We start from the raw sequence: 25,121 nt of genomic DNA on the forward strand, positions 1-25,121 counted from the left end.
AATCTAAAAATAATAAACTTAGAATGAAATAATAAAAAACCTTCTAACTATAATGTCAGAAAGTTTTTTTAAAGTTAATAATAATCTTATTATTTAAACCATTTATCAACTTGTTTTTGATGGTCTTTAATCCAAGCTTTTGCAGCTGCTTCTGGTGTCTTACCATTTTGAATATCAAGCATAACAGATTCCATATCTTTAGTGGTCCAATTAAAATTATTCAAAACCTTATAAGCTTCAGGATTTTCTTTTTTCAATCCTTTGCGCACAATTGTGTTAATATTTTCTGAAGTCCCCATTGTTCCTTTCGGATCAGCTAAGTATTTCAAATCATATTTATTGAACATCCAATGAGGAGACCAACCAGTAATTACAATGTCTTTATGTTGTTTAATGGCTTCACCAAGAGCAACAGTCATTGCACCAGATGATGAAGGAACAAGTTTCCAATCTTTAAGATTACTATAGCTCTTAAGTGTATTTTCACTGGCAGCCATGACACCTGCACCAGGCTCAATTCCTGTGATTGTTTTATTGGCCTGATTAGTCAAATCTTCAATTGAATTCACGTTCATATAACTTGGCACAACAAATCCTACTTTAGCGCCTTTAAGATTTGGACCTAATAACTCAACAGACTTACCATATTTTTTCCATTGAGTCTTATGAGTATTTGGCAACCAAGCAGAAACCATTCCATCAGCTTGACTATTAGCCACAGTTTGCCAAGCAACTGCGTTATCAAGTGCAGTCGTTGTAACATCAAAACCATGTTCTTCCATTGCTTGGGTCAAAACATTGATTGACGCAACTTCTGAGTCCCAGTTCATATAAACTAAATCCACTTTTTTATCAGAAGATTTTTTCCCAAAAGACATTCCCGAAAAAGCACCAACAATTAAGGCTAACAATGAAACGATAGCAATCCAACGTTTCCATTTTTTGAGCTTAGGATTTCCTTGTTTTTCTAAAGGAGAAACATTAAGTTTTTGCGTAAAGCGGTCAATAATAATAGCCAAAATAACTAATGAAATCCCACTTACAAATCCCTTACCAATATCAGCTGATTGAACAGCAGCAAGTACTCCACGACCTAAACCAGGTGCACCAATCATAGAGGCAATAACGACCATAGAAAGAGCCAACATAATTGTTTGGTTAACACCAGCCATAATTGTTCCTTTAGCTAAAGGAAATTCCAATTTAAATAACTTCTGACGGGCAGTCGAACCAAATGAATCTGCTGCTTCAACTAATTCAGTTGAAACTTGGCGAATACCTAAGTTAGTCATTCTGACAGTCGGTGGCAAAGCAAAGATTACTGAAGCAAATACCCCAGGAACAACCCCAATACCAAAGAAGGCAACTGCTGGAATCAAATAAACAAAACCAGGCATGGTTTGCATGAAGTCCAATATAGGTTGAACAATCTTAGCTACTAGTTCAGATTTTGCCATCCAAATTCCTAGAGGGACCCCTATGATAATTGATAACAAACTTGAAAGTAAGACAAGGGTAATCGTACTCATCAAATCTGACCATAAGCCTTGATTGGCAATTAAACAAAGACCAATAAAAGTAAACAATGGGAAGGCAAACTTTTTACCTGAAACCAAAATTGCTAGGATAGTAACAACAGCAATCATCAGCCAGAATGGAACTGCAGTTAAAGCACCTGTTATTCCGTTCATCAACACTGTTCCTGATTTTTGAATCACATCAAAACCCGAACTAAATGTACTTGTAATCCAATCTGTTGCTGACGATACCCAGTTGGCTAATGGTATTTTTCCAATCACTAAATCAATCATTCTTCTCCTCCTCTTTCTCTATTTCTTCTACTTCATCAGGAATGTCTGCCAAAGCTTCTAGGACAATTCCCCGAATCAGAATTCCTTTTAAGTAGCCTTGATCATCAACAACGGCTAATGGAGTTGGAGCATCATAGATAATTGGCAAGATATCTCTTACAAGCATTTCTTTAGTGACTGTCCCAACATCAGTTGTCATCACATCTTTCAATGATTGATTGTTTTTTCTAGCAGCAATAGCTTGCTCACTAGTAACAACCCCACGGAATTGACGTTTTCTGTCAACAGCCATTAATGAGCTGACTTCTTCAGTTTTCATTTTTTTCAAGGCAACACTTGGGCCATCGACATCAATGTTAGTTGTTAAGGCTGGAATCATGATATTTTCAGCAGTAATTACTTTGGCACGATCTACGTCTTCAACGAAAGTTTTAACATAATCGTTTGCTGGATTTGTTAAGATTTCTTCACCCGTACCAATTTGCATGATTTTACCATCCTTCATAATCGCAATACGATCACCAATACGAAGGGCTTCATTTAAGTCATGGGAAACAAAAATGATTGTTTTTTGGAATTTAGCTTGAAGTTCAAGTAATTCATCTTGCATTTCACGGCGAATTAATGGATCAAGCGCAGAAAAGGCTTCATCCATTAACAAAATCTCTGGATCATTGGCCAAGGCACGTGCAAGCCCAACCCGTTGTTGCATCCCACCAGACAATTGCTTAGGATATTGGTCTTTAAAATCTAACAAGTTCGCATTATCTAAAGCTTTCTCGGCACGTTTGCGTCTTTCTTCTTTTGGTACATTTTGAACTTCTAAACCATATTCAGTATTTTCTAAAATTGTTCGATGTGGAAAAAGACCGAAGTTTTGAAAAACCATACTCATTGACTTACGGCGAACTTGAAGCAAATCTTCTTTATTCAAAGTGGCAACATCTTGGTCATCGATAAATATTTTCCCACTGGTTGGTTCAATCAATCGATTAAGCAAACGCAACAAAGTTGATTTCCCTGAACCGGACAAACCCATGATAACAAAAATTTCTCCCTCATTGATTTCAAAATTTGTATCATAAACCCCAACAGTTGCACCGGTTTTTTTCAAAATTTCATTTTTGGGTTCACCTTGCTCGACCATAGTCAATGCAGTTTTAATCCGTTTACCAAAAATTTTAGTTAAATGTTCAATTTTGACTTTTACTGGCAAAATAACTCTCCTTTATTCTATTACTCATGAGCCGAAAACTTTTTTTAGAAAAGAATTTCCAAAATAAATAGTTAATTATAAATTAGAAGTTTTAGGTTACACAAGTGATTTTCTCATTTAAAGTGACCACTCAATAATAACAATATGTAGTCACTATGTCAACTAACTAAATTTGAACTTAAAAAAAAGCATCGTTTTGTAAACGATGTCTTTAGTTGCCATAAAAGAAGTTTTGGACAATTTGTCCTGTATCAGAAGCTCCTACGAAATATAAGGTATCTCCTTGATTTAAAGTTGCATAAGGACCCGGTGAAACTATTAATTCTTCATTCTGTAAAATTGCAACAACTGTTGCTCCTGTATTTTGCCAAAGATTCATTTCACCCAAACTCATTCCGAATTTTTCGGAATCTCTTTCTAGTTCAAATTCAATCGGGGTCAAAGGATTTATTTTTTGAAAATGTTCAGTTTGATCAACCAATTTATCTAGGAAAGATGAAAAATTTGCCAATTCTCTTCTTTGACTCTCCACACTCTGCATGATTTGTGTTCGCAAGTCTTGCATTGTTTCTACTTCTTGATATTGCGCTAAATATTCTTGCGCTTTTTGTTTTGATGCAATAATTACACCACTTCCATGAACAGGGTCAACAATTCCCAAATCTCCTAAGACGCTTATAGCCTTACGTGCTGTTTCTGGTGAGACACCAAAGGTTGTTGCAAGAGTCGATCTGGCATATATCTTCTGTCCAACCTTAAGTTCATTTCGAACAATTCTTTCAGCTATTTGCAGGGCAATTTGTTGGTATCTTGGCTGTCTTGCTATCCGCACTTTAATTCTCCTTATCACAAAACATTGAAAATCTACTTTACCTAAGCAAAACAAAATTCCCTCATATTATAGCGCTTTATTTATTATTTTTCAATCTATACCACATCGGCTTGCTTTCTAAAGACCAATAATAAAAGAGCCTCTCTTATCGAGAAGCTCTTTTTTATAGTTTTTCACCATTTGACGCAATAACTTCTTTATACCACTCAAATGATTTTTTCTTAGAACGTTTTTTCGTACCATTTCCTTCATCATCTAAGTCAACATAAATAAAGCCATAACGTTTACTCATTTCACCTGTTGAGGCCGAAACTAAGTCAATACAACCCCAAGGTGTATAGCCCATAAGGTCTACACCATCTTCAAGGGCTTCACTCATTGCTTGAATATGTTTTTTGAGATAATCTATACGATAATCATCTTGAACAGTCTCATCTTCTTCTATTTTATCAATTGCCCCTAAGCCATTTTCAACAATAAACAGCGGAACTTGATAACGACCATATAAGTCATTGAGAGCATAGCGGAGACCGTCAGGGTCAACTGCCCATCCCCATTCACTCTCTTTTAAGAAAGGATTTTTTATCCCGCCCATAATCATATTCCCTGATGCTTTAGCTCCATCACCAGTTTTAGATTTTGTAGCAGACATATAATAGCTAAAGCCAATATAGTCAACCTTTCCTTCTTTTAGAACTTGTAAATCTTCTGAACTAATCTCTAAATCAGATGACTTAACATTTTGATCTTTATGGAAACGCTCGGTAAATGCAGGGTATTCTCCCCGAACTTGGACGTCATTACAAAAATAATTAAAATCTTGAATACTTTGTTGGGTTGCCAATTGATTTATTGGATTTGAATCAAAGGAATAAGTAGTCGAATAGACGCTCATAGAGCCAATCATTAAATCCTTATCCAGAGAATGACCATATTTTACCGCCTTAGCACTCGCTACAAATTGATTGTGCCAAGCTTGAAAAATATTTGTTTTATCATCAGAACCATTGGATGGCACGAGACCTTGTCCCAAAGCTGGGAAGAATAGGGCTGAATTTATCTCATTGAAAGTCATCCAATATTTAACTTTGTCTTGATAGCGATTAAGTAAGACTTTGGCATAATTAACATAGAAATCAATCAAGGCTCTATTTTTCCAACCGCCATACTCCTTTACAAGATAAAGTGGCATTTCATAGTGAGAAATAGTAACTACCGGCTCAATATTGTATTTCAAACATTCATCAATAACTTGATCATAGAATGCCAAACCAAGTTCATTGGGACTTGATTCATCTCCTTTTGGAAAAATCCGTGACCAAGCAATTGAAAAACGGTAAGCTTTAAATCCCATTTCAGCAAATAATTTAATATCCTCTTTAAAGTGATGAAAGTGGTCAATTCCATCATGGTTCGGGTAAATATATTTATCTTCTTCAATATCCCAATTGAAATCTGGATGATTAATGATTTTTATCCGGTCTTTTCCTCCAGGCATTGCATCAGCAACAGATAATCCTTTACCTTCTGCATCGTAAGCACCTTCTAATTGATTAGCAGCGGTTGCTCCACCCCATAAAAATTTTTCTGAAAAAGCCATATTCTCTCTTTTCTAAGCAGGATTTACTGCTAATTCAGTTGCGGTTTCCGAATATGTCGTAACCATCAATTCATTTTGTTTTATTGTCTTTTTCTCTGTCAATTCTATTTCGGCATAATCTTGTGTATTAGTGATGATAATTGGCACTTGAGTACTGTAACCTGCATTTTTTATTCCTTCAATATCAAATTTAATCAGTAAGTCACCTCTTTTGACTGGTTGATTTTGTGAAACAAAACTTTCAAAGTATTTTCCATCAAGTTGAACGGTATCCATGCCAACATGAATCAAAACTTCTAAACCATTATCAGAAATTAGTCCAATTGCATGTTTTGTTGGAAAAATCATACTCACTGTTCCATCAAAAGGTGCAACAACTTCTCCGACTTTTGGCTCAATAACTAAGCCATTTCCCATCACGCCTGATGCAAATGCTGCATCTTGGGCCTGAGCTAACGGAAGAACCTCTCCTTCAATAGGAGCAGAAATTATTTGTTTAGAAAAACTTGGGTTAGTAGCGAGTTTGGTAGTTGAAGTTTTTTTACTTTCTTTTTTAGACTCAATATCAGCAGGGTCGTCTTCAAATCCTAAAATCCATGTCAAAGCAAATCCTAAAACAACGGCAAGTAGAGCTAAAATCATTTTCTTTACAGCACCAGAAATATCACCATCAAGCGAGATATTAGTTGTAAAGCTGAAAATTCCGATTCCACCAAGAGTGTAAGCTGTAATTCCCATACCCATTGCTGCTGCGCCAAGAACAGAACTTACAATACATGACGCCCAGAAAGGTCTTTTCTTTGGAAGAGTAATCCCGTAGATGGCAGGTTCTGTAATCCCAAACCAACCAGAAATGAAGGCTGAAATTGAGAGTTCACGTAATCGTTTATTTTTAGTTTTTAACATAATGGCACCAACAGCTCCAGTTTGAGCAAACGATGCCATACCAGTCGCAATCAATAATGTAGTTGGCTGCCCTTGAGCAATTGAAATGATAGCAAAGGGTACCAAAGCCCAATGAAGCCCAAACATCACTAAGATTTGCCAAACAAATCCTAAAATAAGCCCAAAGATAATTGGATTGAAACCTTGAAGAGCAATTAATCCTTTACCAAGCATATCAGAAACAAGATTCATTGTTGGACCAATCACTAAGAAACCGAGCGGAACAACGATTAATGTTGTAATTAATGGAACTAAAAATAGTTTGACGACATCAGGAATAACTTTCTTAAGTTGTTTTTCCAAGAATGCTGCTAAAGCCGTAATAGCAATGATTGGCATAACTGATGCCCCATAGCCTGCTACTGGAACAGAAAATGATATACCAATAAAATTCAATCCTCCGTGTTCAGCAAACGTTTTTGCAATACTTCCATCAGCAAATCCAGGATAAACAAGAGCTGTTGCAATCATCATCCCCAAGAATGGTGACCCTTTAAATCTTTTCATTGAAGTATATCCAATAAAGATTGGCAAGAAGACAAAGAGCCCATCACCCATTGCATTTAAAACAGCGTACGTAGATGAAGCTTGGAAACTTTGTCCTAAAGAGAATGAGAGGATTGCAGAAATCCCTTTAATCATCCCTGCTGCTGCAAGCGGTGCAAGAATTGGTTGGAAGATTGCAGAAATCATTTCAACAAATTGATTAAATAAATTTGTCTTTTCGGCAGGTTTATCCTCAGCCTTTTCTTCAATTTTTCCGATGACTGTGTCAACATCAGCACGTACGTCAGGAACATGATTGCCGATAACAACTTGATATTGCCCTCCGGCTTGCATGACCGTGACAACACCATCCATGTTTTTCAAAACTTCTGTGTTTGCTTGCTTATCATCTTTTAGTTTAAAGCGTAAGCGTGTCACACAGTTTGTCAATGAGAGGATATTTTCTTTTCCTCCTACGTTTGCTACAATGTCTTTTGCAAGAGCTTCATATTTGCCCATACAGACCTCCAATATATTATATTTATAGGAGGTTTCGCCAACTTAATGTCACGATCCAATTGTTACCTTATTTGATAGGTGGCTTAGTGCCACTTTAAATTTTAATCTTGGATTTTTTCCAAGATTCGAGCAATGTGAACAGTCATATAGATTTGTTCATTTTGCGAAGCTTGATATGCCCTTGTTTGCTCAAGAAACTCACTAACTTTTTTTGTCCCTAAATAAGCTCTTGGATATTTCCGTGTAATGAGTTGATATAAATCCTCATCACTACTTTCATCAGGCTGAGCCTTTGAAAGAATCCGTTCAGTAAAAAATTTGAGATGAGTGATAAATCTTTGGAAATAAATATCTTGTTCATTAAAGTTCACTTGTAGCGTATACTTCAAAGTTGTCAATATTTCTTCCATTAGTTTTGTAAGTTCAGTCGCATACTCGTGACCGCTTCCTAAGGTTCCATTGACAATGTGCATTGCTAGAAAACCAGCTTCATCTTCTGGAAGTGTTACTCCACATTGCTCTTTAACTTTTTTCAAAGTTTCAAGACAAATTTGAAATTCTTCTGGAAAAAATCGTTTAATATCCCATAAAAGAAAATTTTTGATAGTAATATTTTCTTTTTCTCGAATAATCGCTGCGTTAAGATGATCAGCAAAGGATACCAAAACCGTATCAGAAATTGATTTATCAAATCTCATTTTTGCTTCAGAAAGGGTCAAAATTGAAAGTTCAACAATTTCACTTGGAATTTCTGATAGCAACTCTGAAAAATTTTGTTGGTCAGAAGTTACTTTTAATGCGAAAATCTTTTCAATTTTATTATCTTCAACAACTTCACCTGCTTTTTTACCAAATCCTAGCCCCAATCCCATAAGAATAGTCTCTTCATCATTAGTGTTTTGAGCGATGACAACATTGTTGTTTAAAACTTTTTTGATTTTCACATTTTTCTCCATTTCACAAAAATAGACCTTATCCTCCCTATAAATTTATAGGCTTGATAAGGTCTAGCTTAACTTAATAATCACTATCCAGTTTTTGTAACCGTTTTACTTTAAATAAAGTATATCATTTAAGTCTGAGGGTGTCAAGAATGTTTTAGTATTTTTTTTATTATTTTTTCATTTAATATCTGATGGCATTTTCGATAAAATCAATCACTTCTTTTTCTTTCTTGTCATGAAGGTCTCGGACAATTTTTGAACCAACAATAACTCCCGATGATACTTTGTTAAAACGCTCAATATCGGATTGGCTCGAAATTCCAAAGCCAGTCAAAACTGGAAGCTCCGTCAAAGATGATAATGCTTTTAAATGTTGGTCTAATTGATCACTATAGGCATTTTCTTTTCCTGTAACGCCATTAATTGCTACGGCGTATATAAATCCTTCAGCACCACTCACTAATTCTTTCTGACGAGAAATTGGTGTGGTTAATGACACCAAAGGTACTAAGCAAATATCCTTATCAGTAATAAAAGGCTTAATGTAAGCTTCATGTTCTTTAGGTAAATCAGGAATAATTAGACCTTTTACTGGTGTATTCTCAAGAGCCGTAACAAAATTTTCAATTCCAAACTGATAGACAGGATTAAAATAAGTCATAATGACAAGAGGAACTTCTGTTTCAATTGATTTTAAGCTGTCAAGAATCTTTGATAGTGAAACATTTTTGGCTAAGGCTCGTAAGCCAGCTTGTTCAATTACTGGTCCGTCAGCAACGGGGTCTGAGAAGGGTACACCAATTTCAATGGCAGAACTCCCGGCTTGTTCAAGAAGTTGAATGGTTTCATTGAGCCCTTCTAATCCTCTTTCATGGTCACCTGCCATAATATATGGAACAAAATTATTTTTTTTATTGCTCAATTTTGCTTGTAAAGTTTTCATTATTTCACCTCTTTTTCTGCTTCAAGACGTTCTTTAACTTGAACAACATCTTTATCGCCGCGACCTGATAAGCAAACAATCATTGTTTTTTCTGAACCTAGTTCTTTAGCTAATTTGACCGCATAGGCAATCGCGTGAGAGCTTTCAAGGGCCGGTATGATTCCTTCTGTGCGAGATAAGATCTTGAAACCTTCAAGGGCTTCTTCATCAGTAATATCAACATACTTTGCACGGCCGACCGCATTGAAATAAGAATGTTCAGGTCCAATTCCTGGATAGTCTAAACCAGCAGAAATACTGAAGGCTTCTAGTATTTGTCCATTTTCATCTTGAAGAACATCCATAAGTGTGCCGTGTAAAACTCCTGGACGCCCTTTAGTAATTGTTGCTGCATGGTGTGGAGTATCTATACCAAGCCCAGCTGCTTCAACACCATACATCTCTACTGATTCGTCATTAACGAATGGGTAGAAAAGTCCCATCGAGTTTGAACCGCCCCCAACACAAGCCACTAAAGCATCTGGTAGTTTATTTTCTTTTTCTAAGAATTGTGCACGTGCTTCTTGACCAATGACGGCTTGATAATCACGAACAATTTGTGGGAACGGGTGAGGTCCGAGAACTGAACCCATTACATAATGTGTGTCCTCAACTTGAGCAACCCATGCTCTAAGTGCTGCATTTACCGCATCTTTAAGCACGCGCGAACCATCAGTAACTGAATGGACTTTTGCACCGAGCAATTCCATCCGAAAAACATTAAGAGATTGTCTTTTGACATCTTCTTCACCCATATAAATGGTACATTCCATGCCAAAGAGGGCAGCCGCTGTTGCCGTTGCGACTCCATGTTGGCCCGCTCCTGTCTCAGCAATGACTTTGTTTTTTCCCATTTTTTTGGCAAGGAGGACTTGGCCAAGGGCGTTATTTATTTTGTGAGCTCCGGTGTGATTAAGGTCTTCGCGTTTGAGATAGATTTTTGCACCACCAGCATATTCGGTCAGTCGTTTAGCAAAATAAAGTGGGTTTTCTCGTCCAACGTAATCTTTAAGCAATTCTTTTAGTTCAGCTTGAAAGACTGGATCTTTTTTACTGTCTTCATAAGCTACTTCTAATTCTTTTACGGCTGTCATTAAAGTTTCAGGGACAAATTGTCCACCAAATTGTCCATAAAATCCTTGGTTATTGGGTTGATTGTAGGTCATGTATTTCTCCTTTTTGTAAATGTTATATTTTTAATTGTTTTATTTTTACTGTTCTTCTCGTAAAATTCCATATTTTACTGAATCATGCCATTCTTCTTGCCAAAAGCGGACTTTTCTGATTCGTCCTTCAAGTTGTAAACCACACTTTTCTCCTAATTTCATCATGCCTGGATTTCCTGACCAAGTGGTAAAGCCAAGATGTTGAATTTCTGGATAGTTTTTAAAAAGTTCTTCCATCCATAAAGGGATAACTTTCTGACCAATTCCTTGTCCCCACATTTTAGAGTCATAAATTACAATGCCAAACTCAAGCCATTTTTGTAATTTTCCATCTACCCAGGAGCTAGACAGGCTTCCAATGATTCGATTTTTGAAACTGATAAGTGCAAAATTGGTTTGATTAATCTTTGAAGTCGTCTTTTCTGAAAATTCCTCCCAGCTTAAAACTGAATCTTGAAAATAGGGTCCATTGAAGGCCATCCACTCTAAATCAGCTTGAGGTCCATAGCTGACTTCCCAAAGTTCTAATAAATCTTCTTTTTGAATGGTCCTCAGAATCAAATCTGTTCCAGCTTTTCGGTAGTATTCAAAGGAAATCTTTTGTCTGTCATCTTTCATTATTGTTCCTTTTTTGATAATCAATCAGTTTGTCTAGGATAACTTGGTCTTTGGGTTTTCCATCTCGCCATGAATCTTTTATTGCTGTTTGATAGATTTTAATTGATTGTTCAAGATTTGGAAACCAATATCTTTCCTTAGTTGCTTGCTTATTTTGTTGAAGTTCATGATAATCAATATCCGCATAACTATCGATTGTTTCAACATTTGCAAAGCCAACATGAAATCTTCCTTTTTCAAATTTATGTTCGTGTAGATCAATGAGTTGATAGCCTAAGTCTTCCATTATTTCGGTTAATTTAGAAAAATTTTCAAAGTCATCTTTCTCTAGCTGAATATCGATATCGTCTGGATTTATAAAAAAATCTCCAAGTTGTTCAATTGCCAAGCTCCCCATTAAATAAGGACTAATCTGAAACTTATTTAATTTTCCAGTGATTCGTAAAAATTCCGCAAATAATTGTTGTGATGAAGCAAGACTCGCCTTTTGAATAAAACTTTTTATTTTAACTACATCTTTTTTCCCAGCAGTCTCCACTCCTGAGGATACGTCTACCCCAAAAGCATTAGGAAAGTGTTGAATCGCTCTTCCTACGTTCTCAGGACTGAGTCCACCAGCAATAAAGTAATCAGCACCAAGATGCTCAGGGTTTATGGAATCCCAATCAAAAGTTTGACCACTTCCTCCTTGTGGGCTATCAAATAATAATATAACCTCTTTGTAGAGCCGAAAATCTTGGTCAGGACGCACAGCTTTAATGACAGGAAATGACAGCTGATTGATGTAATTCATATCCTCGTCGCCATGAAGTTGGACAATGTCCAACTGGGCAATCTGTATGGCTTTTTTGACAAAATCAAGGGATTCATTGACAAAGACTCCTACTTTTTTGACCGTTTTGGGGATGTCCTTTGTCAGCTCTGCTACTTTTTCTGGAGAAACTTGACGCCTTGAGGGACTAAGAATAAAACCAAGATGTGTTGCGCCAGATGCTACTGCCGTATCGACTGCCTCTTTTGTTGATAAGCCACAAATTTTAATGTTCATCATTTTTCCTTTTGATTTTTAAATCTGTCAGTGATTTTGTGAGATTATTTGCTTGCATCAATGCTGTCCCAACCAAAATTCCATTGAAATTTTCAGCAACTTCTTGTGCCTCTTTTTTACCGAAAATACCTGATTCAGAAATATAAACATTCTCTTCTTTAAAATAAGGAACCAAATCTGTTGAGTTTTGTAAACTCACTTCGAAGGTCTTTAGATTACGATTATTGACCCCAATAATTTTAGCAGCAAGTTGATGTGCTCTGTCGAGTTCGGCCTTATTATGCGTTTCGACTAGAACTTCAAGTCCTAGTGAAATTGCATAATTGTAGAGTTCCTCTAATTTGTCAAAGTCATTTTCAAAACAAGCGACAATCAATAAAATAACAGTTGCACCAGCATTGACTGCTCGATTAATTTGCTTTTTATCAATGATAAAATCTTTGTTAAGTGTTGGAATTTGAACATTTTTAGATATTTCACGGAGGTATTCAATGTTTCCTTTAAAGAATACAGGGTCAGTTAGAACGGAAATCATGGCAGCCCCAGCTCGTTCATAATTTTTGGCTTGGGCGATAATGTCTACTTCGAGATTGATATCTCCAAGACTTGGCGAAGCTTTTTTTACTTCGGCAATGACTTGAAGTTGATCAGAATGTTTTTTTAGGTAATCATATAATCTATAAGTTTGACGAATTGTTCCAGGATTTTCGTCAGGCATTTGAGCTATCTCTTGTTTTTTTTCTGCTAAGATTGTTTCTAAGAATTTTCCTTCTTTTATGTTCATATTTTCTTACTCTTTTCCAGTGTGACAGACTGCTTCAATTCGATAACCGTCTGGGTCAATGATGAATGCCGCGTAGTAATATTTTTGATTAGAGGGACGATTGCCCGGCCTTCCATTATCTTTTCCACCATTTTCTAAGGCGATTTTGTAAAATTGGTCAACTTCGGCTTTGGTCTTGGCTTGGAAAGCAAAATGAAAAGCGTAAGGCTCGCCTTCTTCAAACCAGATATAACCGTCAGCAGTTTCTCCTGTTTGATAAGTCAGACCATTTTTACTTTCGTCAATCAAAGAACCGCCAAGCGTTGCTAAAACTGCTGTATAAAAGATTTTTGTTCGTGATAAATATTGAACATGAATATCTAAATGGTCAATCATTTTTTTCTCCATATTTTCCAATGACAAACTTGAAATTATTTCGATTTTTCTTTTTAAATGCGAAGTGTGGATTTGCGCTGTCTATGACCAAAACCTTTTTACCTAGCCAAATTCGTAAATAATGAGATTTTACTTTGAGAGATTTACTGACAGAACGGTCAGCAAATTTGAAACGTTCTTCAGTTCCGTCAGTAAATTCAATTTCGATGCTTCTGCCAAAACCAAATTGGTTATTGTCTAAATCAAAACCAATTTCAATGAATATTTTTTCTGTCATTTTCGTGTGCCTCTCCATTGTGTTAAGCTGCTTCAATCTGATAATCATCAGGGTCAATAATAAATGATACGTAATCCCCCTCTTGATAGCTTTCTTGGTAGACTCGTACAGCTTTATTTTTTTCCCATTTTCCATAAAGCAAGGCAATAAAATTCATCAATTTAGGCATTTCTTTCTCAATAGCTACATAGTGTTCCCGCACAATTAAATTTCAATTTTTTCATTACTTATTCTTTCCAAACTATCTGCTCTGCCCATTTGGCTCTACCGGTAACTTTGATTTCAGGATAATCCTTAACCAATCTTTTCAAAAACCACTTCCATATCCTTCCTTCAAATGAGGGCTGTAACGCAAAATACAATTCTTTCCCCTCTTGAGTTAATTTATATGCACTTATTGGGTCCTTAGGCAAAAGCTTTTTACCTTTTTCATAGACAGGATCAAATCTAAAAAGATCCTCTTCCTCGTAATATTTTTTATCAGAAAACTCAGACTGTTTTAATCCTTTTTCAAATTTTGGGCGTCTAAAGTAAGCATATTGAACCATATCCAAATCAAAAAGTCTAAATATACCTATATCAGACAAATGTTCGAAATTTTCTTGAAAGTTTTCACTTGCAGTATTCCAATTAAATCGGCTTATATCAGGATAATATTCATCATCTTGACCAAATAAACTAGCCACTTGTGGAAAAATATATTTTTCGTCTCCCCTGCCGTTGTCATCATAAAATAAAATTTCAGAAAAATAGTTATCTAAGATAATCGCTTCAGTAGATGTCAGTTTATGTAATAAATCCAATGTTCGTAACGAAACACTACTGTTTTCTAAACACTCTTGAACTAACAATTTTGCCCAAAACTCCTGAATAGAATCATCATCTTCTTGTGACGCCAAGGTATACCAATTAATTTTAAACTTAGTACTGATGTTATCTAAATCAGCCGAAGATACTCCAAAAGTTTTCATTCTTTCACTAGCTTTTGAAAGTATCTTTACTAAATTTTCCATTCTTTTAGTACTAAAATAGTCAGAAATCATCTTCGTCAAATCATTTTTAAAAATAGGTTGTATTTGATCTATTAATTTATTAACGTCAACTGTCACCTTGAGTGGTAAGTTTGGTGTATTCATTTTTCTCTACTTTTCCTCATAACAATTCTAATTGCTCGTCAAATTTGCCCCCTCAAAAGCGAGCAATTCCCGCTTGATTTCAACACCATCTGCATGTCTCGTCAGCATATTCAATTTCAATACTTCTTCTAAATCCAAATATATTATTATCCAAATCAAATCCAATTTCAATAAATATTTTTTATGTCAGTAAATTTTTAACCAATTTGTTCTGCTTGTAATTCATGCAATTTTTCAAGTGCTGCGCCTGAGCTAATAACTTTTCTGGCAAGTTCAATTCCTGATTTGATGGAATCAACTTTACCATTAGCGTAGAATCCTAATCCTGCATTTAAAACAGTTGTTTCTAAAAATGCTGACGGACGATTTTCCAGAACATTTTTCAAAATCTCGGCATTTTCTGGCGCTTCACCACCGCGAATATCATTGAGCGCGACTTCTAACATGCCAACATCGGCAGCTCTAAATTCGTGCAAAGTCACTTCGCCATTTTCCAAAAGGGCATAATGATTGAGACCAAAAGGTGTGGCCTCATCCATCCCTCCTTCGCCTGTAATAACCAATGCTCGCTTACGTCCCAAGCCTTTGAGGACATTTGCCGTCAACTTGAGCAGGTCAGGACGTGACGTTCCAAGGAGTTGCGTATCAAGTGGAATCGGATTAATCAAAGGGCCTGTCAGGTTCATGATGGTTGGAATTTCAAGCTGTCTGCGCACTGGTGTGAAGTATTTCATGGCTGGATGCAAATTTTGAGCAAAAAGGAAAACTAGACCAACTTTATCAAACACTTGAGCCAATTTTTCTGCGGGGAGATAAAGGTTGATCCCCAAAGCTTCAAGAACATCAGCCGAGCCAGATTTACTGGTAATCGAGCGGTTGCCGTGTTTTGCCATATTGACACCACCAGCTGCTAAAACAAAGGCCGCTGTGGTTGAAATATTGAAGCTGAATGAACGGTCGCCGCCTGTACCGCAATTGTCCATGGCATTGGTCAAGTTTGTCGGAATACTGATGGCTGCTTTTTGTAAAGCCCGTGCAAGCCCTGTTAATTCGCTGGCGGATTCGCCTTTCATTTTGAGAGCTACTAGAAAACTAGCAATTTGAACGTCGCTCAATTCGCCTTGAATAATTGAATTGGCTAGCATATTCATTTCATTTTCAGTCATATCACGACCTGCCATGACTTTTTCAAGTTCATTTTTCATTTGATTACTCCTTTATTGCTTTTACTTGATTGACAAAATTTTCAATCATGGTCATACCATCCAATGTGCCAATGGATTCGGGGTGAAATTGCAGACCGTAAATCTGTTCTTTTTCATTTTCAATAGCCATAATCTCGCCATCATCCATCGCAAGAGCTGTAATTGCAAAGTCAGGTAAGGCAACGGCCTCGTCCATGACAATAGAATGATAACGCATGACCAAAAATTTTGAAGGAAGTTGCTTGAAAATTGAATTTCCCGAAGTTTGACGAACTTGCGAATTTTTTCCATGCATGACCTGATGTGCCAAGCGGAGTTTGCCACCAAAAACCTCAACAATAGCTTGAAATCCCAAACAAATGCCTAAAATTGGTTTTTGTCCCGCGAATTCTTGAATCATGGCTTCCATTTTGCCGGCATCTGCTGGCCAACCAGGACCTGGTGAGAAGATGAGTGCGTCAGCAGCTTGCGCCATTTTCTCTAAATTTTTATCATCATTTCTTACAACGGCTACATCAGTCAAAGCCCCAACATACTGCACCAAGTTGTAAGTAAAACTATCGTAATTATCAATTATTAAAATCATTTTTTCTCCTGTTAGTTGAGTTCAGTGTGCTAGAAAGCTAGGAAATTAGATGAAACGGCATCTGCAATACCTTGCAGATACGCATTTACCTTAATTTCTAGCTTTCTTTGCGCGCATACTTCACATCCTTTTTTACTGACCAACTTTTAGCAGTCCTTGTGCTTTGTTCAATGTTTCTTGATATTCATGCTCAGGCACTGAATCATAAACAATTCCTGCGCCTGCTTGGACGTGCGCCTTCTGATCTTTTAAGACCATAGTCCGAATAGCAATGGCAAAATCACAATTTCCGTTTTTGGTCAGATAACCAATGGCTCCGCCATAAATCCCGCGTTTTTGATTTTCAAACTCATAAATGCGTTGATAAGCACGATGTTTCGGCGCTCCTGATAGGGTGCCAGCTGGTAAAGTCGCTGACAGGGCGTCCATGGCCGTAAATTCGGGACGGAGCTTTCCAGTAACTTCACTGGTAATGTGCATGACATAGCGATATTTTTCAACTTTCATGAAAACAGGGACTTCAATTGAACCATATTCGGAGATCTTACCAATGTCATTTCGTCCCAAATCAACCAACATTTTGTGCTCAGCAAGTTCTTTTTGATCATTTTCCAGCTCTTCAATCAGCGCTTGGTCTTCAAATTCATTGTCGCCACGTTTTCTCGTTCCAGCAATTGGATTAGTCGAAACTTGATTGCCATGAACCGCAACCAAACGTTCTGGTGAGCTGCCAATGACATGAAAATTGTCGAATTCCATAAAGTACATATATGATGACGGATTTTCAACACGAAGTTTTCGATAATAATCAAAGGGCTTGTCAGTAAAATCGGCTGTCAACCTTTGTGATAAAACGATTTGAAACATATCACCATTTCTAATCAATTCCTTTGCGGCTGTTACTTTTTCCTCAAAAGTTGCTTGAGTCATATTGCTGACAAAATTCATTTTATTTATTTCTGTCAACTCATTTTCTGCTTCTGTCAGTACCGATAAAGCTTCAATATTTGCTGACAGAGCAGTTACTAACTCTTTTTCTGAACGCTGACTATAAACATTATCCTCAATAAATATCAATTTTTCTTGTTTATGGTCAAAAATTACGGCTGATTCGTATAACATAAAATACATATCTGGGGTCCCAATTGTATCTGTCAGTTCAGGCTGAATCCCTTCAAAAATTCCATAAGTATCAAATCCAGCATAACCAATTGCACCGCTCGTAAAGGGCAAATCTAAATTTTCGTCAGTAACTTCTGGCTGACAGACCAATTTTTCTAGAAATTCCATTGGATGGTCCTTGCTAATGATTTCATCATTAATGGTTAAATTTCCATCAGTAAATTTAATATGTTTTACTGGATTTAAGGCAATAATTGAAAAACGTGATTGGTCATTTTCTCTAGGAATAGATTCTAAAATTACTTTATTTTTACCTTTCAGGCGAAGATACACCGAAATTGGCGTCAAAGTATCTGCTGAAATTTCTTTAATTTTTCTCATGTTCTCTCTCTATCTTTTGTTTTGTGGAAGTAACTTCCATTGATTATGAAATAAAATTTAAGCTTCGCCATCGTTGATTCATTTTAGAAATCCTTTCAAAAAAATACAAAAAAGCCCGTAGAGTATCAAATACTCTACGGGCGTATTCCACGCGGTGCCACCGTAATTTAAAAGTCCTTAAAAGTATTACAAAAATACTAGAAAATTCTCTTCTTTTCCTCGTCTAACAACAAGTCGCTTGGTATCGGGAGCATCCGTGATTTTTATTGTTTCAAATCAAATTGCGAAAAATAAGACTTTTCGACTTTAAATCAGCCCATTCGCTCTGATGAATTTATCTGCTCGCACAACCGCAGACTTCCTGAAAAAATTCTATGATAGAGTTACTCTTCTGATATTGAAAATAATTGTAAAACTTTTTATGACACTTGTCAAGCCTTTTGAAATATTTTTTTAGAAAAAAGAAGAAATTAGTGCAAGAATCGCTAAGCCACCTTGCGTAAGAATAATCTTTTTATTACTTGTCAAAGAACCATAAATGGCCACTAAAATAATATAAATAAGCAGTAATCTGACAATTTCGAGTGAAGCAGAGGCAAAAAACAAACCATAAAATAGTCCGATAGCAATCAACCCATTGTATATTCCTTGGTTTTTAAAGAGCGTTTGAACAGATTTTCTTTCTAATTCTTTTTTCTCCATCTTAAAAACTCGCCCTGTAGTCTTTGAACTTGTGGCCACGGTCTCTAAATACATAATATAAAGAAATTCTAAGGCAACTAAAAGTGTCAAAATCATTGTCAAAATTGTCAAATTTTTTCTCCTTATTATTTAAAAGTCGTAATTTTATCAGCGCTCATCCGAACAGATTCATAGCCTTCTTCCACCGCTTTACCAATTGATAAAATCATCACTGGAACATAACGCTCTTTATCCAAATCGAATGCTTCAGCCAATTGATCTTTCTCAAAACCACCAATTGGGTTTGTTTCATAGCCATGTGCTCTAGCAACTAACATCAATTGCATGGCTGCCAAACTAGCGTCAATTTTAACGACATCATTCATTTCTTGTTTAGAAAAGCTCTTGTAATAAGGAATAATTGCTCCAATTTGTTGATCTCTTACTTCTTGTGGCATTTTCCCTTCAGCGACAGCTTGGTCATAAATTTCTTCACCTAATTCATAATTGAGCATATCACCAAAAATCAAAATCATCGCTGACGAACTTTCATTTTGACGTGTGTTAAAACGAATCAAAGGTTTCAATTTTGCTTTTGATTCTTCAGTTTCAGCAACGATAAAACGCCAAGGTTGCATATTTACTGACGAAGGGGCCGCAGTTGCTTCTTGAATCATTTCTAACATTTCTTCATGAGAAATCTTATAATTTTCATCATAAAGTCTAACTGATTTTCGACCAAAGGTAATTTCTGTGAAATCATTATTTTTAAAGTTTTTATTCATTTTTTCCTCTTTCATTTTACTAATTTTGTTAATAGTTCTAAAAGTTCTTCTTCTTCCGAATCACTTAATCCAATATTTAAAGTTTGTTCACTTTCATGAACAGAATTATCATGTTCTCTAGCACAACGCTCCAAATCAGCCTTGGCCTCGTCAGTAATTTCAACAAACACTTCACGATTATTGTCTTTATTTCGCTGACGTTTAACAAGATTTTTTTCTTCAAGCAGTTTCAAATGTCTTGTAACCGCAGCACTATCAATCTTCAATTCATTTTGCAGTTGGGTCTGTGAACATCTCCCTTTGCATTTTAAAATCATCATCAGCTGATATCGTGTAATACTAAAACCAGTTGATTTTTCAAATTTTGCTGTCATTTCTTGATTTACAATTTTGAGTTGGTAAAGTAACTGGCTGACTTTTTCAAGATTCATTCTTTCTCCTTTCATTGTTGATTGGTCAATCATTGATTAGTCAATTATAATACTAAAATAATTAAATTACAAATAAAAGAATTCGACAACAAAAAAACTAGGTTTTAACCTAGCATTTTTCCCAGTAAAGCAACTCAAATATAACTAATCTTTCCATATCACGACTCGCATTTTCTTTAAAAAATAACTGCTTTAATGCCTCTAATTCATCATTTGAAATTTCATCTGAGAAATAATCAGAAAAAAATTGTGAACTAATACTTTCTGATAAAAAGAATCGAAATGTTTTGCTTTTATATTCCCAATTTAATTCTTCCAACCAGGCTTTATAGAGCAACATTTGAGCTTCTTTATGTTGTTCTTGAGCTGGAAAATATAATTGTTCAACCTGACTGAAAAGATTATCCTCGTCAAAGATTAGACGTAGAATGCCTACATTTCTCTGACTAATCCGATTTAATTCAATCAATGCTTCTTTCGAGTCTAAAGCTGGATTCATGGCAGTAAATACAAAGTCATAAGCATCTTTCTCACTTTGCTCTAAAAATTCAGCCTGCTCTTGATGAATAAAAGCAATTTTACTTGCATCGGCTTTTTTATTTTGAGCAAAATCTAACATTTTAGCTGATAGATCAACGATATTGTACTTGTCAGTAAAATCGGAAAAATGTGGAATATATTTCCCCGTCCCTCCTGCCAAATCTAAAAAATCTCGCGCAGGTAGTAGTTTTTCAACCAATAGAAATTCACGCAATTCTTGACCAATATTGACTAGACTTTCATTTTGTATTTCTTCGTATTCTTGCGAAAACTCATCCCAATACTTTTCTAATTCCTTAGTACTTTCATCCATATTTCAGCCTCTTTTTCAATAATTATAAGTCCTATCTATAATTATAACAGATGCTTTTAGTTAAGCCTAGAACCTTTAACCCAAAATACGACCAATAAAATAATGAATAAAAATTGTCATCAACCCAATAATAATATTTCTGACAATCGCTTTAATCACCAAGCCATCAGAAAGTTTAGCACTAATCATGCCAGTTAAAGCCATCGCAACCATTGTTGCTAAGATCGTCGCTGGAAATTGCCAAACTCCTTTCACTAAAATCATTGTCAGTAAAGGAAAAAGTCCCCCAATGGTGAACGAAATTAATGATGACCAAGCCGCTTGCCAAGGGTTCATATAATGTCCCAAAGTAATATCATATTTTACTGACAGAACGGTTTCTAATGGTTTTAGAGCAAGCAATTCATCAGCAATCTTCATTGAAGTTTCAGAACTAATTCCCTTTTCAATATAAAAATCTTTAACCGCTTCTTTTTGATTTTTAAAATCTTTATTTAGTAATATCTTTTCTTGTTGGACAACTACTTTCTCGCTATCAGACTGTGAACTGACACTAGCGTATTCCCCAGATGCCATTGAAAAAGCACCAGAAATTAGATTAGCTAAACTTGCAATCAGTAATGCAAAACTACTCCCTGACGCTGCAGATACGGAAAAAAGTACACCAACCACCGTTAAGATTCCATCATTAGACCCTAAAACTCCTGCACGAACACTATTTAATTTTTCATCTATTGTCATCGTTTGTTTTTTCATCACAATCCTCCTTGTTTAAAAATCAAACCAACCAAATATGTAACTACCATTGTCAAAATTCCGGCTATGATATTTCTAAAAGTTGCATGTTTTTTATCGGCTCCGTTCAAATAAGCTGCAGCATAACCAGTAAAGCCTAAAGCAATTAATACAGCAAAAAAAGTCGCCATGACACTCCAACTTTTAGGTATCAGAGAAATTGCAAGCATGGGCAAAAGTGCCCCCGTCGGAAATGAAACCATTGACGCAATCGCTGCACCTTTGGCACTTAATTCTTGCCCAATTGTAAATCCATGACGTTCTCTGACCGTTGTCGCTAGTGCATCTTTTTTCATCATTTCATCCGTTGCCGTATGCGCAAGTTCTTTTGAAATTCCGACTGAAGAATATTTCTCATAAACAAAATCAAATTCCTTTTGATAATCATTAGCAAGTGCTATTTTTTGTTCCTGAACAATTTTTTCTTGAGCATCCCTTTGCGAACTGACAGACACATACTCCCCCATTGCCATACTTACCGTACCGGCTAAAGTGCCAGCAAAGCCTGCCAGTAAGATCGTGCCAACATGTGAAGTTGCTCCGGACACACCAATTACAATGCCAGCAATGGAGATAATACCATCGTTTGCCCCCATAATACTGGCCCGAACAATATTATTTCTTTGAATTAAGTTATTTTTTTCTTTCATTATTCCATCCCTTTAGAATCATTCTAAACTATATTTTAGAATGATTCTAAACAAATGTCAAGTCATTGAAATGATTTTCTGTTGATGATATAATAAAATAAAATAATAAAGATAGGAGTGCTGATTTTGGAACAAGACTTAAAAGAACTATTACAATCTCATGGTTTAAAAGCTACACCACAGCGTCTCATTGTCTTAGAATACCTGATAAAACATCAAACCCACCCAACGGCTGAGCAGATTCACGAAGACTTAGAAAATATTAGCTTGGCCACGGTTTATAATACACTTGATAAATTAGTCGATAGTGAACTTGTTATTGCTATCAATGATGGAAGTAAGAGGAGATATGATTATTACGGTGAACCTCATTATCACGTTGTCAATAAAACCACTGGTGAGATAATGAATGTTGATAATTTTGATTTTCGACCTCTCATCGAAGCGGCAAGAAAAGCAAGTGGTCTCAATATTACTGGCTACAAAGTAGAAATTTATGGTGTTGAAGATTAATTAAAAAAATACTGATCAAGATGATTAGTATTTTTTTTATTCTTTTATACCATTTCCAGTGAATATTTTACTCTCGCATGTAATTTATATATAATAAATATAAGGACTATAAAATACTGAAATGTGAGGTTAAAATGACAAATAAAAAGAAAACCAATAATTGGTACATTTATGACTAAATATAAAGGAATAATTTACGCTTCTTTGGGTGCCTCTTTTTTTGGTATTAGTAGTATTATTGCCGGAATTTTATTTAATCGTTGCTCCATAGAACCAGGTTGGTTAGTAACCACACGTATGCTTTTTTCTGGCTTATTATTATTAGCTTGGTTGGCTTTAAGAAAAAATAATATTTTTAGCGTCTGGACTTCTCTTAAATCAAGTCTAAGGATTATTGCTTTTGGAATTTTTGGTGTACTGTTTGCTCAAACTTCCTTCTTATTATCTGTTTTTTATGGAAATGCAGCCATCGCCACCATTTTACAATCTTTGGGGCCCTCAATAATCATTATTATTTTGGCCATCAAAAGTAAAGCTATTCCACGAGGGCTAGATATTATCGCCATTTTCCTTTCTTTAATTGGCGTTTTCCTCTTAGTCACTAACGGCAATCTAGGAGAGCTCAGTTTTTCTGCTTCTGCTCTTGTTTGGGGCCTCTTATCAGCGCTCGGCGTTTGTGCTTACACACTCATTCCTTGCCCACTTATTAAAGAACATTCTCCACTAAATGTCGTCGCTTGGGCCTTATTAATTGGTGGTCTTATTTCCAATTTCCTTCACCCCGTAACAAATTTACCTGCAAACTTTGACCAAGTTGATTTACTTCTTGTCAGTCTAATTGTTATCGTTGGGACACTCTTAGCCTATTCTCTCTATATCAACAGTCTCAAATACATAGAGCCACATATCGTTGGGATGTTGGGAATGCTTGAACCGGTGACAGCGATACTCATCTCTACTTTATTTCTTGGTATTTCTTTTTTAAGTTTCCAAAAAATTGGAATTATTGTCGTCTTTTTATCCTTATTCCTTATTAATTTTCCAACGAAGAAAAAATAAAGGGCAAAGAGTATATTAATTACTCTTTGTCTTTTATTTATCTTATTTGAAAATGTCTCTTATTTCTGGTTTAACTTGCGTCGTTCCAGGGATGAAATGAATACTTTCAGTTCCTGCTTCTGCTGCCGTTTGATAATACCAGATTTTCCATCTTAAAAAGGCCAAATTCATTTCTAAAACTTTTATTTTTTCTTCAAGTTGCTCTTCATGGGTTTCCATGAAGTCTAAACGTTCATCAAGTGTGGAGTCCCCCTCCATACACCAATCAATAAATTGGGCGATATCCTTAATCGGAATTCCTGATTTTTTTAGACAATCAATCACTTCAATATAACCAAGGTCATCGTCGGTGAATTCCCTTCGTCCAGCTTTATTTCGCTTGGCAAATGGCAGCAAACCTTCTTTATCATAATAACGTACAGCATCATTAGAAACATTCAATTTACGTGAAATATCACCAATTGTATATTTTGTCATTCTTTCTCCTTGACATGGAGTTAACTCCATGTTGTATAATCAGTATATCAAAAAAATACTCTTAAGGAGAAATAAAATGTCTAAACCACTTATTGTTATAACAGGAGCAAGTTCAGGCTTCGGTGCCGAAATCGCAAAACTCTTTAATGCTGACGGATTCCCAATGTTGCTTTTAGGGCGTCGCACTGATAAAATTAAAGCTTTGCCTCTTGATTTTACAAATGTTCTTGTGGAATCTGTAGATGTCACAGATAAAAAATCTTTTGAAAAAGCTATTTCTAAAGCTGAAGAAAAATATGGCAAAACTGACCTTTTGGTCAACAATGCAGGTGTCATGTTACTAGGAAACGTCCTAAATCAAGATCCAGTCGAGTGGAAACAAATGATGGATACTAATGTTTTAGGTGTTCTCAATGGAATGCAAATTGTTCTTCCACAAATGGTTGAACGTCAAGGAGGAACAGTGATTAATATGTCCTCACTTGCTGGTAAAAAAACTTTTACTAATCACGCCGCTTATGTCGCTTCAAAATTTGGTGTCCATGGTTTAAGTGAAACTGTCAGAGAGGAAGTTTCTGCTAAAAATGTTCGAATTTCACTTGTTGCACCTGGTGCTGCCGAAACAGAATTATTGACACATGTTACTGACGAAAGTGCCCTAAATGATTATAATCTTTGGAAAGAATCAATGGGTGGTACAACGCTTGCTCCTGAACGAGTTGCTCAAACCGTGAAATTCATTTATGATATGCCTCAATCTGTTAATATCAGAGAAATCGATATTGCGGCAACCAATCAAAATGCTTAATATTTAATATCTTAGCTAAAAAAAGATACTAGTTGA

Annotated in this window: 28 protein-coding genes; 3 read left to right on the forward strand and 25 right to left on the reverse strand. The window is 35.8% G+C overall.

Annotated elements, in window-relative coordinates:
- Positions 1-89: 89 nt before the first annotated feature.
- The 24 genes from KW2_RS06960 to KW2_RS07070 all read right to left on the reverse strand — a co-directional run bounded on the left by KW2_RS06960 (position 90) and on the right by KW2_RS07070 (position 22,228).
- Positions 90-1,811 (reverse strand): ABC transporter permease/substrate binding protein, encoded by a 1,722-nt coding sequence (locus KW2_RS06960; RefSeq protein ID WP_021037430.1) that lies wholly within the window; start codon positions 1,809-1,811, stop codon positions 90-92.
- Complete coding sequence (locus KW2_RS06965; RefSeq protein ID WP_011676409.1) at positions 1,804-3,027, reverse strand: quaternary amine ABC transporter ATP-binding protein; 1,224 nt, start codon at positions 3,025-3,027, stop codon at positions 1,804-1,806. The genes KW2_RS06960 and KW2_RS06965 overlap by 8 nt, the downstream gene beginning before the upstream one ends.
- Before the next feature lie 211 nt (positions 3,028-3,238).
- Positions 3,239-3,859, reverse strand: coding sequence for a GntR family transcriptional regulator (locus KW2_RS06970; RefSeq protein WP_011676410.1), 621 nt, complete (start codon positions 3,857-3,859; stop codon positions 3,239-3,241).
- A gap of 163 nt (positions 3,860-4,022) precedes the next feature.
- A complete protein-coding gene (locus KW2_RS06975; protein WP_021037431.1) occupies positions 4,023-5,459 on the reverse strand; it encodes a glycoside hydrolase family 1 protein in 1,437 nt (478 codons plus the stop codon).
- Between the two features lie 12 nt (positions 5,460-5,471).
- A complete protein-coding gene (locus KW2_RS06980; protein ID WP_021037432.1) occupies positions 5,472-7,409 on the reverse strand; it encodes a beta-glucoside-specific PTS transporter subunit IIABC in 1,938 nt (645 codons plus the stop codon).
- A gap of 101 nt (positions 7,410-7,510) precedes the next feature.
- Positions 7,511-8,353, reverse strand: a complete 843-nt coding sequence (gene licT / locus KW2_RS06985) for a BglG family transcription antiterminator LicT (protein ID WP_041168642.1) — start codon at positions 8,351-8,353, stop codon at positions 7,511-7,513.
- Between the two features lie 181 nt (positions 8,354-8,534).
- Positions 8,535-9,296 (reverse strand): tryptophan synthase subunit alpha, encoded by a 762-nt coding sequence (trpA, locus tag KW2_RS06990; protein ID WP_021037434.1) that lies wholly within the window; start codon positions 9,294-9,296, stop codon positions 8,535-8,537.
- The gene (trpB, locus tag KW2_RS06995; RefSeq protein ID WP_011676415.1) at positions 9,296-10,501 is read right to left on the reverse strand and encodes a tryptophan synthase subunit beta; all 1,206 of its coding nucleotides are present in this window, start codon (positions 10,499-10,501) and stop codon (positions 9,296-9,298) included. Before trpB ends, trpA begins: the two co-directional genes overlap by 1 nt.
- A 45-nt stretch (positions 10,502-10,546) precedes the next feature.
- Positions 10,547-11,119, reverse strand: a complete 573-nt coding sequence (locus tag KW2_RS07000) for a GNAT family N-acetyltransferase (protein WP_021037435.1) — start codon at positions 11,117-11,119, stop codon at positions 10,547-10,549.
- Positions 11,109-12,167 carry a phosphoribosylanthranilate isomerase gene (locus tag KW2_RS07005; protein WP_021037436.1) on the reverse strand — a complete coding sequence of 353 codons (1,059 nt, stop codon included), beginning with the start codon at positions 12,165-12,167 and terminating at the stop codon, positions 11,109-11,111. The genes KW2_RS07000 and KW2_RS07005 overlap by 11 nt, the downstream gene beginning before the upstream one ends.
- On the reverse strand, positions 12,157-12,951 hold the full coding sequence (trpC, locus tag KW2_RS07010; protein WP_021037437.1) for an indole-3-glycerol phosphate synthase TrpC: 795 nt from the start codon (positions 12,949-12,951) through the stop codon (positions 12,157-12,159). The genes KW2_RS07005 and trpC overlap by 11 nt, the downstream gene beginning before the upstream one ends.
- Before the next feature lie 6 nt (positions 12,952-12,957).
- Positions 12,958-13,326: a VOC family protein gene (locus tag KW2_RS07015; RefSeq protein ID WP_021037438.1), complete on the reverse strand. Its 369-nt coding sequence runs from the start codon at positions 13,324-13,326 to the stop codon at positions 12,958-12,960.
- Positions 13,319-13,603, reverse strand: a complete 285-nt coding sequence (locus KW2_RS07020; protein WP_021037439.1) for a DUF3977 family protein — start codon at positions 13,601-13,603, stop codon at positions 13,319-13,321. Before KW2_RS07020 ends, KW2_RS07015 begins: the two co-directional genes overlap by 8 nt.
- A 22-nt stretch (positions 13,604-13,625) precedes the next feature.
- Positions 13,626-13,805, reverse strand: coding sequence for a hypothetical protein (locus KW2_RS12130; protein WP_187288337.1), 180 nt, complete (start codon positions 13,803-13,805; stop codon positions 13,626-13,628).
- A 25-nt stretch (positions 13,806-13,830) separates the two neighbouring features.
- Entirely contained in the window at positions 13,831-14,739 is a 909-nt protein-coding gene (locus tag KW2_RS12265) for a DUF2806 domain-containing protein (RefSeq protein WP_021037441.1), read from the reverse strand.
- A gap of 197 nt (positions 14,740-14,936) precedes the next feature.
- The gene (gene trpD, locus KW2_RS07030) at positions 14,937-15,944 is read right to left on the reverse strand and encodes an anthranilate phosphoribosyltransferase (protein ID WP_021037442.1); all 1,008 of its coding nucleotides are present in this window, start codon (positions 15,942-15,944) and stop codon (positions 14,937-14,939) included.
- A gap of 4 nt (positions 15,945-15,948) precedes the next feature.
- Entirely contained in the window at positions 15,949-16,530 is a 582-nt protein-coding gene (locus KW2_RS07035; RefSeq protein ID WP_021037443.1) for an aminodeoxychorismate/anthranilate synthase component II, read from the reverse strand.
- 132 nt (positions 16,531-16,662) lie between these two features.
- Positions 16,663-18,033, reverse strand: a complete 1,371-nt coding sequence (trpE, locus tag KW2_RS07040; RefSeq protein WP_021037444.1) for an anthranilate synthase component I — start codon at positions 18,031-18,033, stop codon at positions 16,663-16,665.
- 453 nt (positions 18,034-18,486) lie between these two features.
- Positions 18,487-18,846, reverse strand: a complete 360-nt coding sequence (locus KW2_RS07045) for a DUF1304 domain-containing protein (protein ID WP_021037445.1) — start codon at positions 18,844-18,846, stop codon at positions 18,487-18,489.
- A 14-nt stretch (positions 18,847-18,860) separates the two neighbouring features.
- Positions 18,861-19,499 carry a nitroreductase family protein gene (locus KW2_RS07050; protein ID WP_011834956.1) on the reverse strand — a complete coding sequence of 213 codons (639 nt, stop codon included), beginning with the start codon at positions 19,497-19,499 and terminating at the stop codon, positions 18,861-18,863.
- A gap of 11 nt (positions 19,500-19,510) precedes the next feature.
- Positions 19,511-19,930, reverse strand: coding sequence for a MarR family transcriptional regulator (locus KW2_RS07055; protein WP_011834955.1), 420 nt, complete (start codon positions 19,928-19,930; stop codon positions 19,511-19,513).
- 109 nt (positions 19,931-20,039) lie between these two features.
- A complete protein-coding gene (locus tag KW2_RS07060) occupies positions 20,040-20,783 on the reverse strand; it encodes a methyltransferase domain-containing protein (protein ID WP_021037446.1) in 744 nt (247 codons plus the stop codon).
- A gap of 75 nt (positions 20,784-20,858) precedes the next feature.
- The gene (locus KW2_RS07065) at positions 20,859-21,539 is read right to left on the reverse strand and encodes a VIT1/CCC1 transporter family protein (protein ID WP_021037447.1); all 681 of its coding nucleotides are present in this window, start codon (positions 21,537-21,539) and stop codon (positions 20,859-20,861) included.
- Positions 21,539-22,228, reverse strand: coding sequence for a VIT1/CCC1 transporter family protein (locus KW2_RS07070; protein ID WP_021037448.1), 690 nt, complete (start codon positions 22,226-22,228; stop codon positions 21,539-21,541). The genes KW2_RS07065 and KW2_RS07070 overlap by 1 nt, the downstream gene beginning before the upstream one ends.
- Before the next feature lie 126 nt (positions 22,229-22,354).
- Here KW2_RS07070 and KW2_RS07075 point away from each other — a divergent pair, with 126 nt between their 5' ends.
- Entirely contained in the window at positions 22,355-22,741 is a 387-nt protein-coding gene (locus KW2_RS07075) for a Fur family transcriptional regulator (RefSeq protein WP_014572452.1), read from the forward strand.
- 171 nt (positions 22,742-22,912) lie between these two features.
- Positions 22,913-23,800 (forward strand): DMT family transporter, encoded by an 888-nt coding sequence (locus KW2_RS07080; protein ID WP_021037449.1) that lies wholly within the window; start codon positions 22,913-22,915, stop codon positions 23,798-23,800.
- Positions 23,801-23,842: 42 nt separating this feature from the next.
- On the opposite strand, the gene KW2_RS07085 is transcribed toward KW2_RS07080, so the two are convergent.
- Entirely contained in the window at positions 23,843-24,277 is a 435-nt protein-coding gene (locus tag KW2_RS07085) for a MerR family transcriptional regulator (protein WP_011834949.1), read from the reverse strand.
- Between the two features lie 76 nt (positions 24,278-24,353).
- Between KW2_RS07085 and KW2_RS07090 the strand changes: the two genes are divergently transcribed.
- Entirely contained in the window at positions 24,354-25,085 is a 732-nt protein-coding gene (locus tag KW2_RS07090) for an SDR family oxidoreductase (RefSeq protein ID WP_021037450.1), read from the forward strand.
- The last annotated feature ends 36 nt before the right edge of the window (positions 25,086-25,121 follow it).

Origin of the sequence: Lactococcus cremoris subsp. cremoris KW2 (assembly GCF_000468955.1) — a bacterium.
Lineage (GTDB): Bacteria > Bacillota > Bacilli > Lactobacillales > Streptococcaceae > Lactococcus > Lactococcus cremoris.

Coding starts and splice junctions, on each gene's coding strand:
- KW2_RS06960 (WP_021037430.1), bottom strand. CDS start 1,811: ATGATTGATTTAGTGATTGGAAAAATACCATTAGCCAACTGGGTATCG.
- KW2_RS06975 (WP_021037431.1), bottom strand. CDS start 5,459: ATGGCTTTTTCAGAAAAATTTTTATGGGGTGGAGCAACCGCTGCTAAT.
- KW2_RS06980 (WP_021037432.1), bottom strand. CDS start 7,409: ATGGGCAAATATGAAGCTCTTGCAAAAGACATTGTAGCAAACGTAGGA.
- trpA (WP_021037434.1), bottom strand. CDS start 9,296: ATGAAAACTTTACAAGCAAAATTGAGCAATAAAAAAAATAATTTTGTT.
- trpB (WP_011676415.1), bottom strand. CDS start 10,501: ATGACCTACAATCAACCCAATAACCAAGGATTTTATGGACAATTTGGT.
- KW2_RS07000 (WP_021037435.1), bottom strand. CDS start 11,119: ATGAAAGATGACAGACAAAAGATTTCCTTTGAATACTACCGAAAAGCT.
- KW2_RS07005 (WP_021037436.1), bottom strand. CDS start 12,167: ATGAACATTAAAATTTGTGGCTTATCAACAAAAGAGGCAGTCGATACG.
- trpC (WP_021037437.1), bottom strand. CDS start 12,951: ATGAACATAAAAGAAGGAAAATTCTTAGAAACAATCTTAGCAGAAAAA.
- KW2_RS07015 (WP_021037438.1), bottom strand. CDS start 13,326: ATGATTGACCATTTAGATATTCATGTTCAATATTTATCACGAACAAAA.
- KW2_RS07020 (WP_021037439.1), bottom strand. CDS start 13,603: ATGACAGAAAAAATATTCATTGAAATTGGTTTTGATTTAGACAATAAC.
- KW2_RS12265 (WP_021037441.1), bottom strand. CDS start 14,739: ATGAATACACCAAACTTACCACTCAAGGTGACAGTTGACGTTAATAAA.
- trpD (WP_021037442.1), bottom strand. CDS start 15,944: ATGAAAAATGAACTTGAAAAAGTCATGGCAGGTCGTGATATGACTGAA.
- KW2_RS07035 (WP_021037443.1), bottom strand. CDS start 16,530: ATGATTTTAATAATTGATAATTACGATAGTTTTACTTACAACTTGGTG.
- trpE (WP_021037444.1), bottom strand. CDS start 18,033: ATGAGAAAAATTAAAGAAATTTCAGCAGATACTTTGACGCCAATTTCG.
- KW2_RS07050 (WP_011834956.1), bottom strand. CDS start 19,499: ATGAATAAAAACTTTAAAAATAATGATTTCACAGAAATTACCTTTGGT.
- KW2_RS07055 (WP_011834955.1), bottom strand. CDS start 19,930: ATGAATCTTGAAAAAGTCAGCCAGTTACTTTACCAACTCAAAATTGTA.
- KW2_RS07060 (WP_021037446.1), bottom strand. CDS start 20,783: ATGGATGAAAGTACTAAGGAATTAGAAAAGTATTGGGATGAGTTTTCG.
- KW2_RS07065 (WP_021037447.1), bottom strand. CDS start 21,539: ATGAAAAAACAAACGATGACAATAGATGAAAAATTAAATAGTGTTCGT.
- KW2_RS07070 (WP_021037448.1), bottom strand. CDS start 22,228: ATGAAAGAAAAAAATAACTTAATTCAAAGAAATAATATTGTTCGGGCC.
- KW2_RS07080 (WP_021037449.1), top strand. CDS start 22,913: ATGACTAAATATAAAGGAATAATTTACGCTTCTTTGGGTGCCTCTTTT.
- KW2_RS07085 (WP_011834949.1), bottom strand. CDS start 24,277: ATGACAAAATATACAATTGGTGATATTTCACGTAAATTGAATGTTTCT.
- KW2_RS07090 (WP_021037450.1), top strand. CDS start 24,354: ATGTCTAAACCACTTATTGTTATAACAGGAGCAAGTTCAGGCTTCGGT.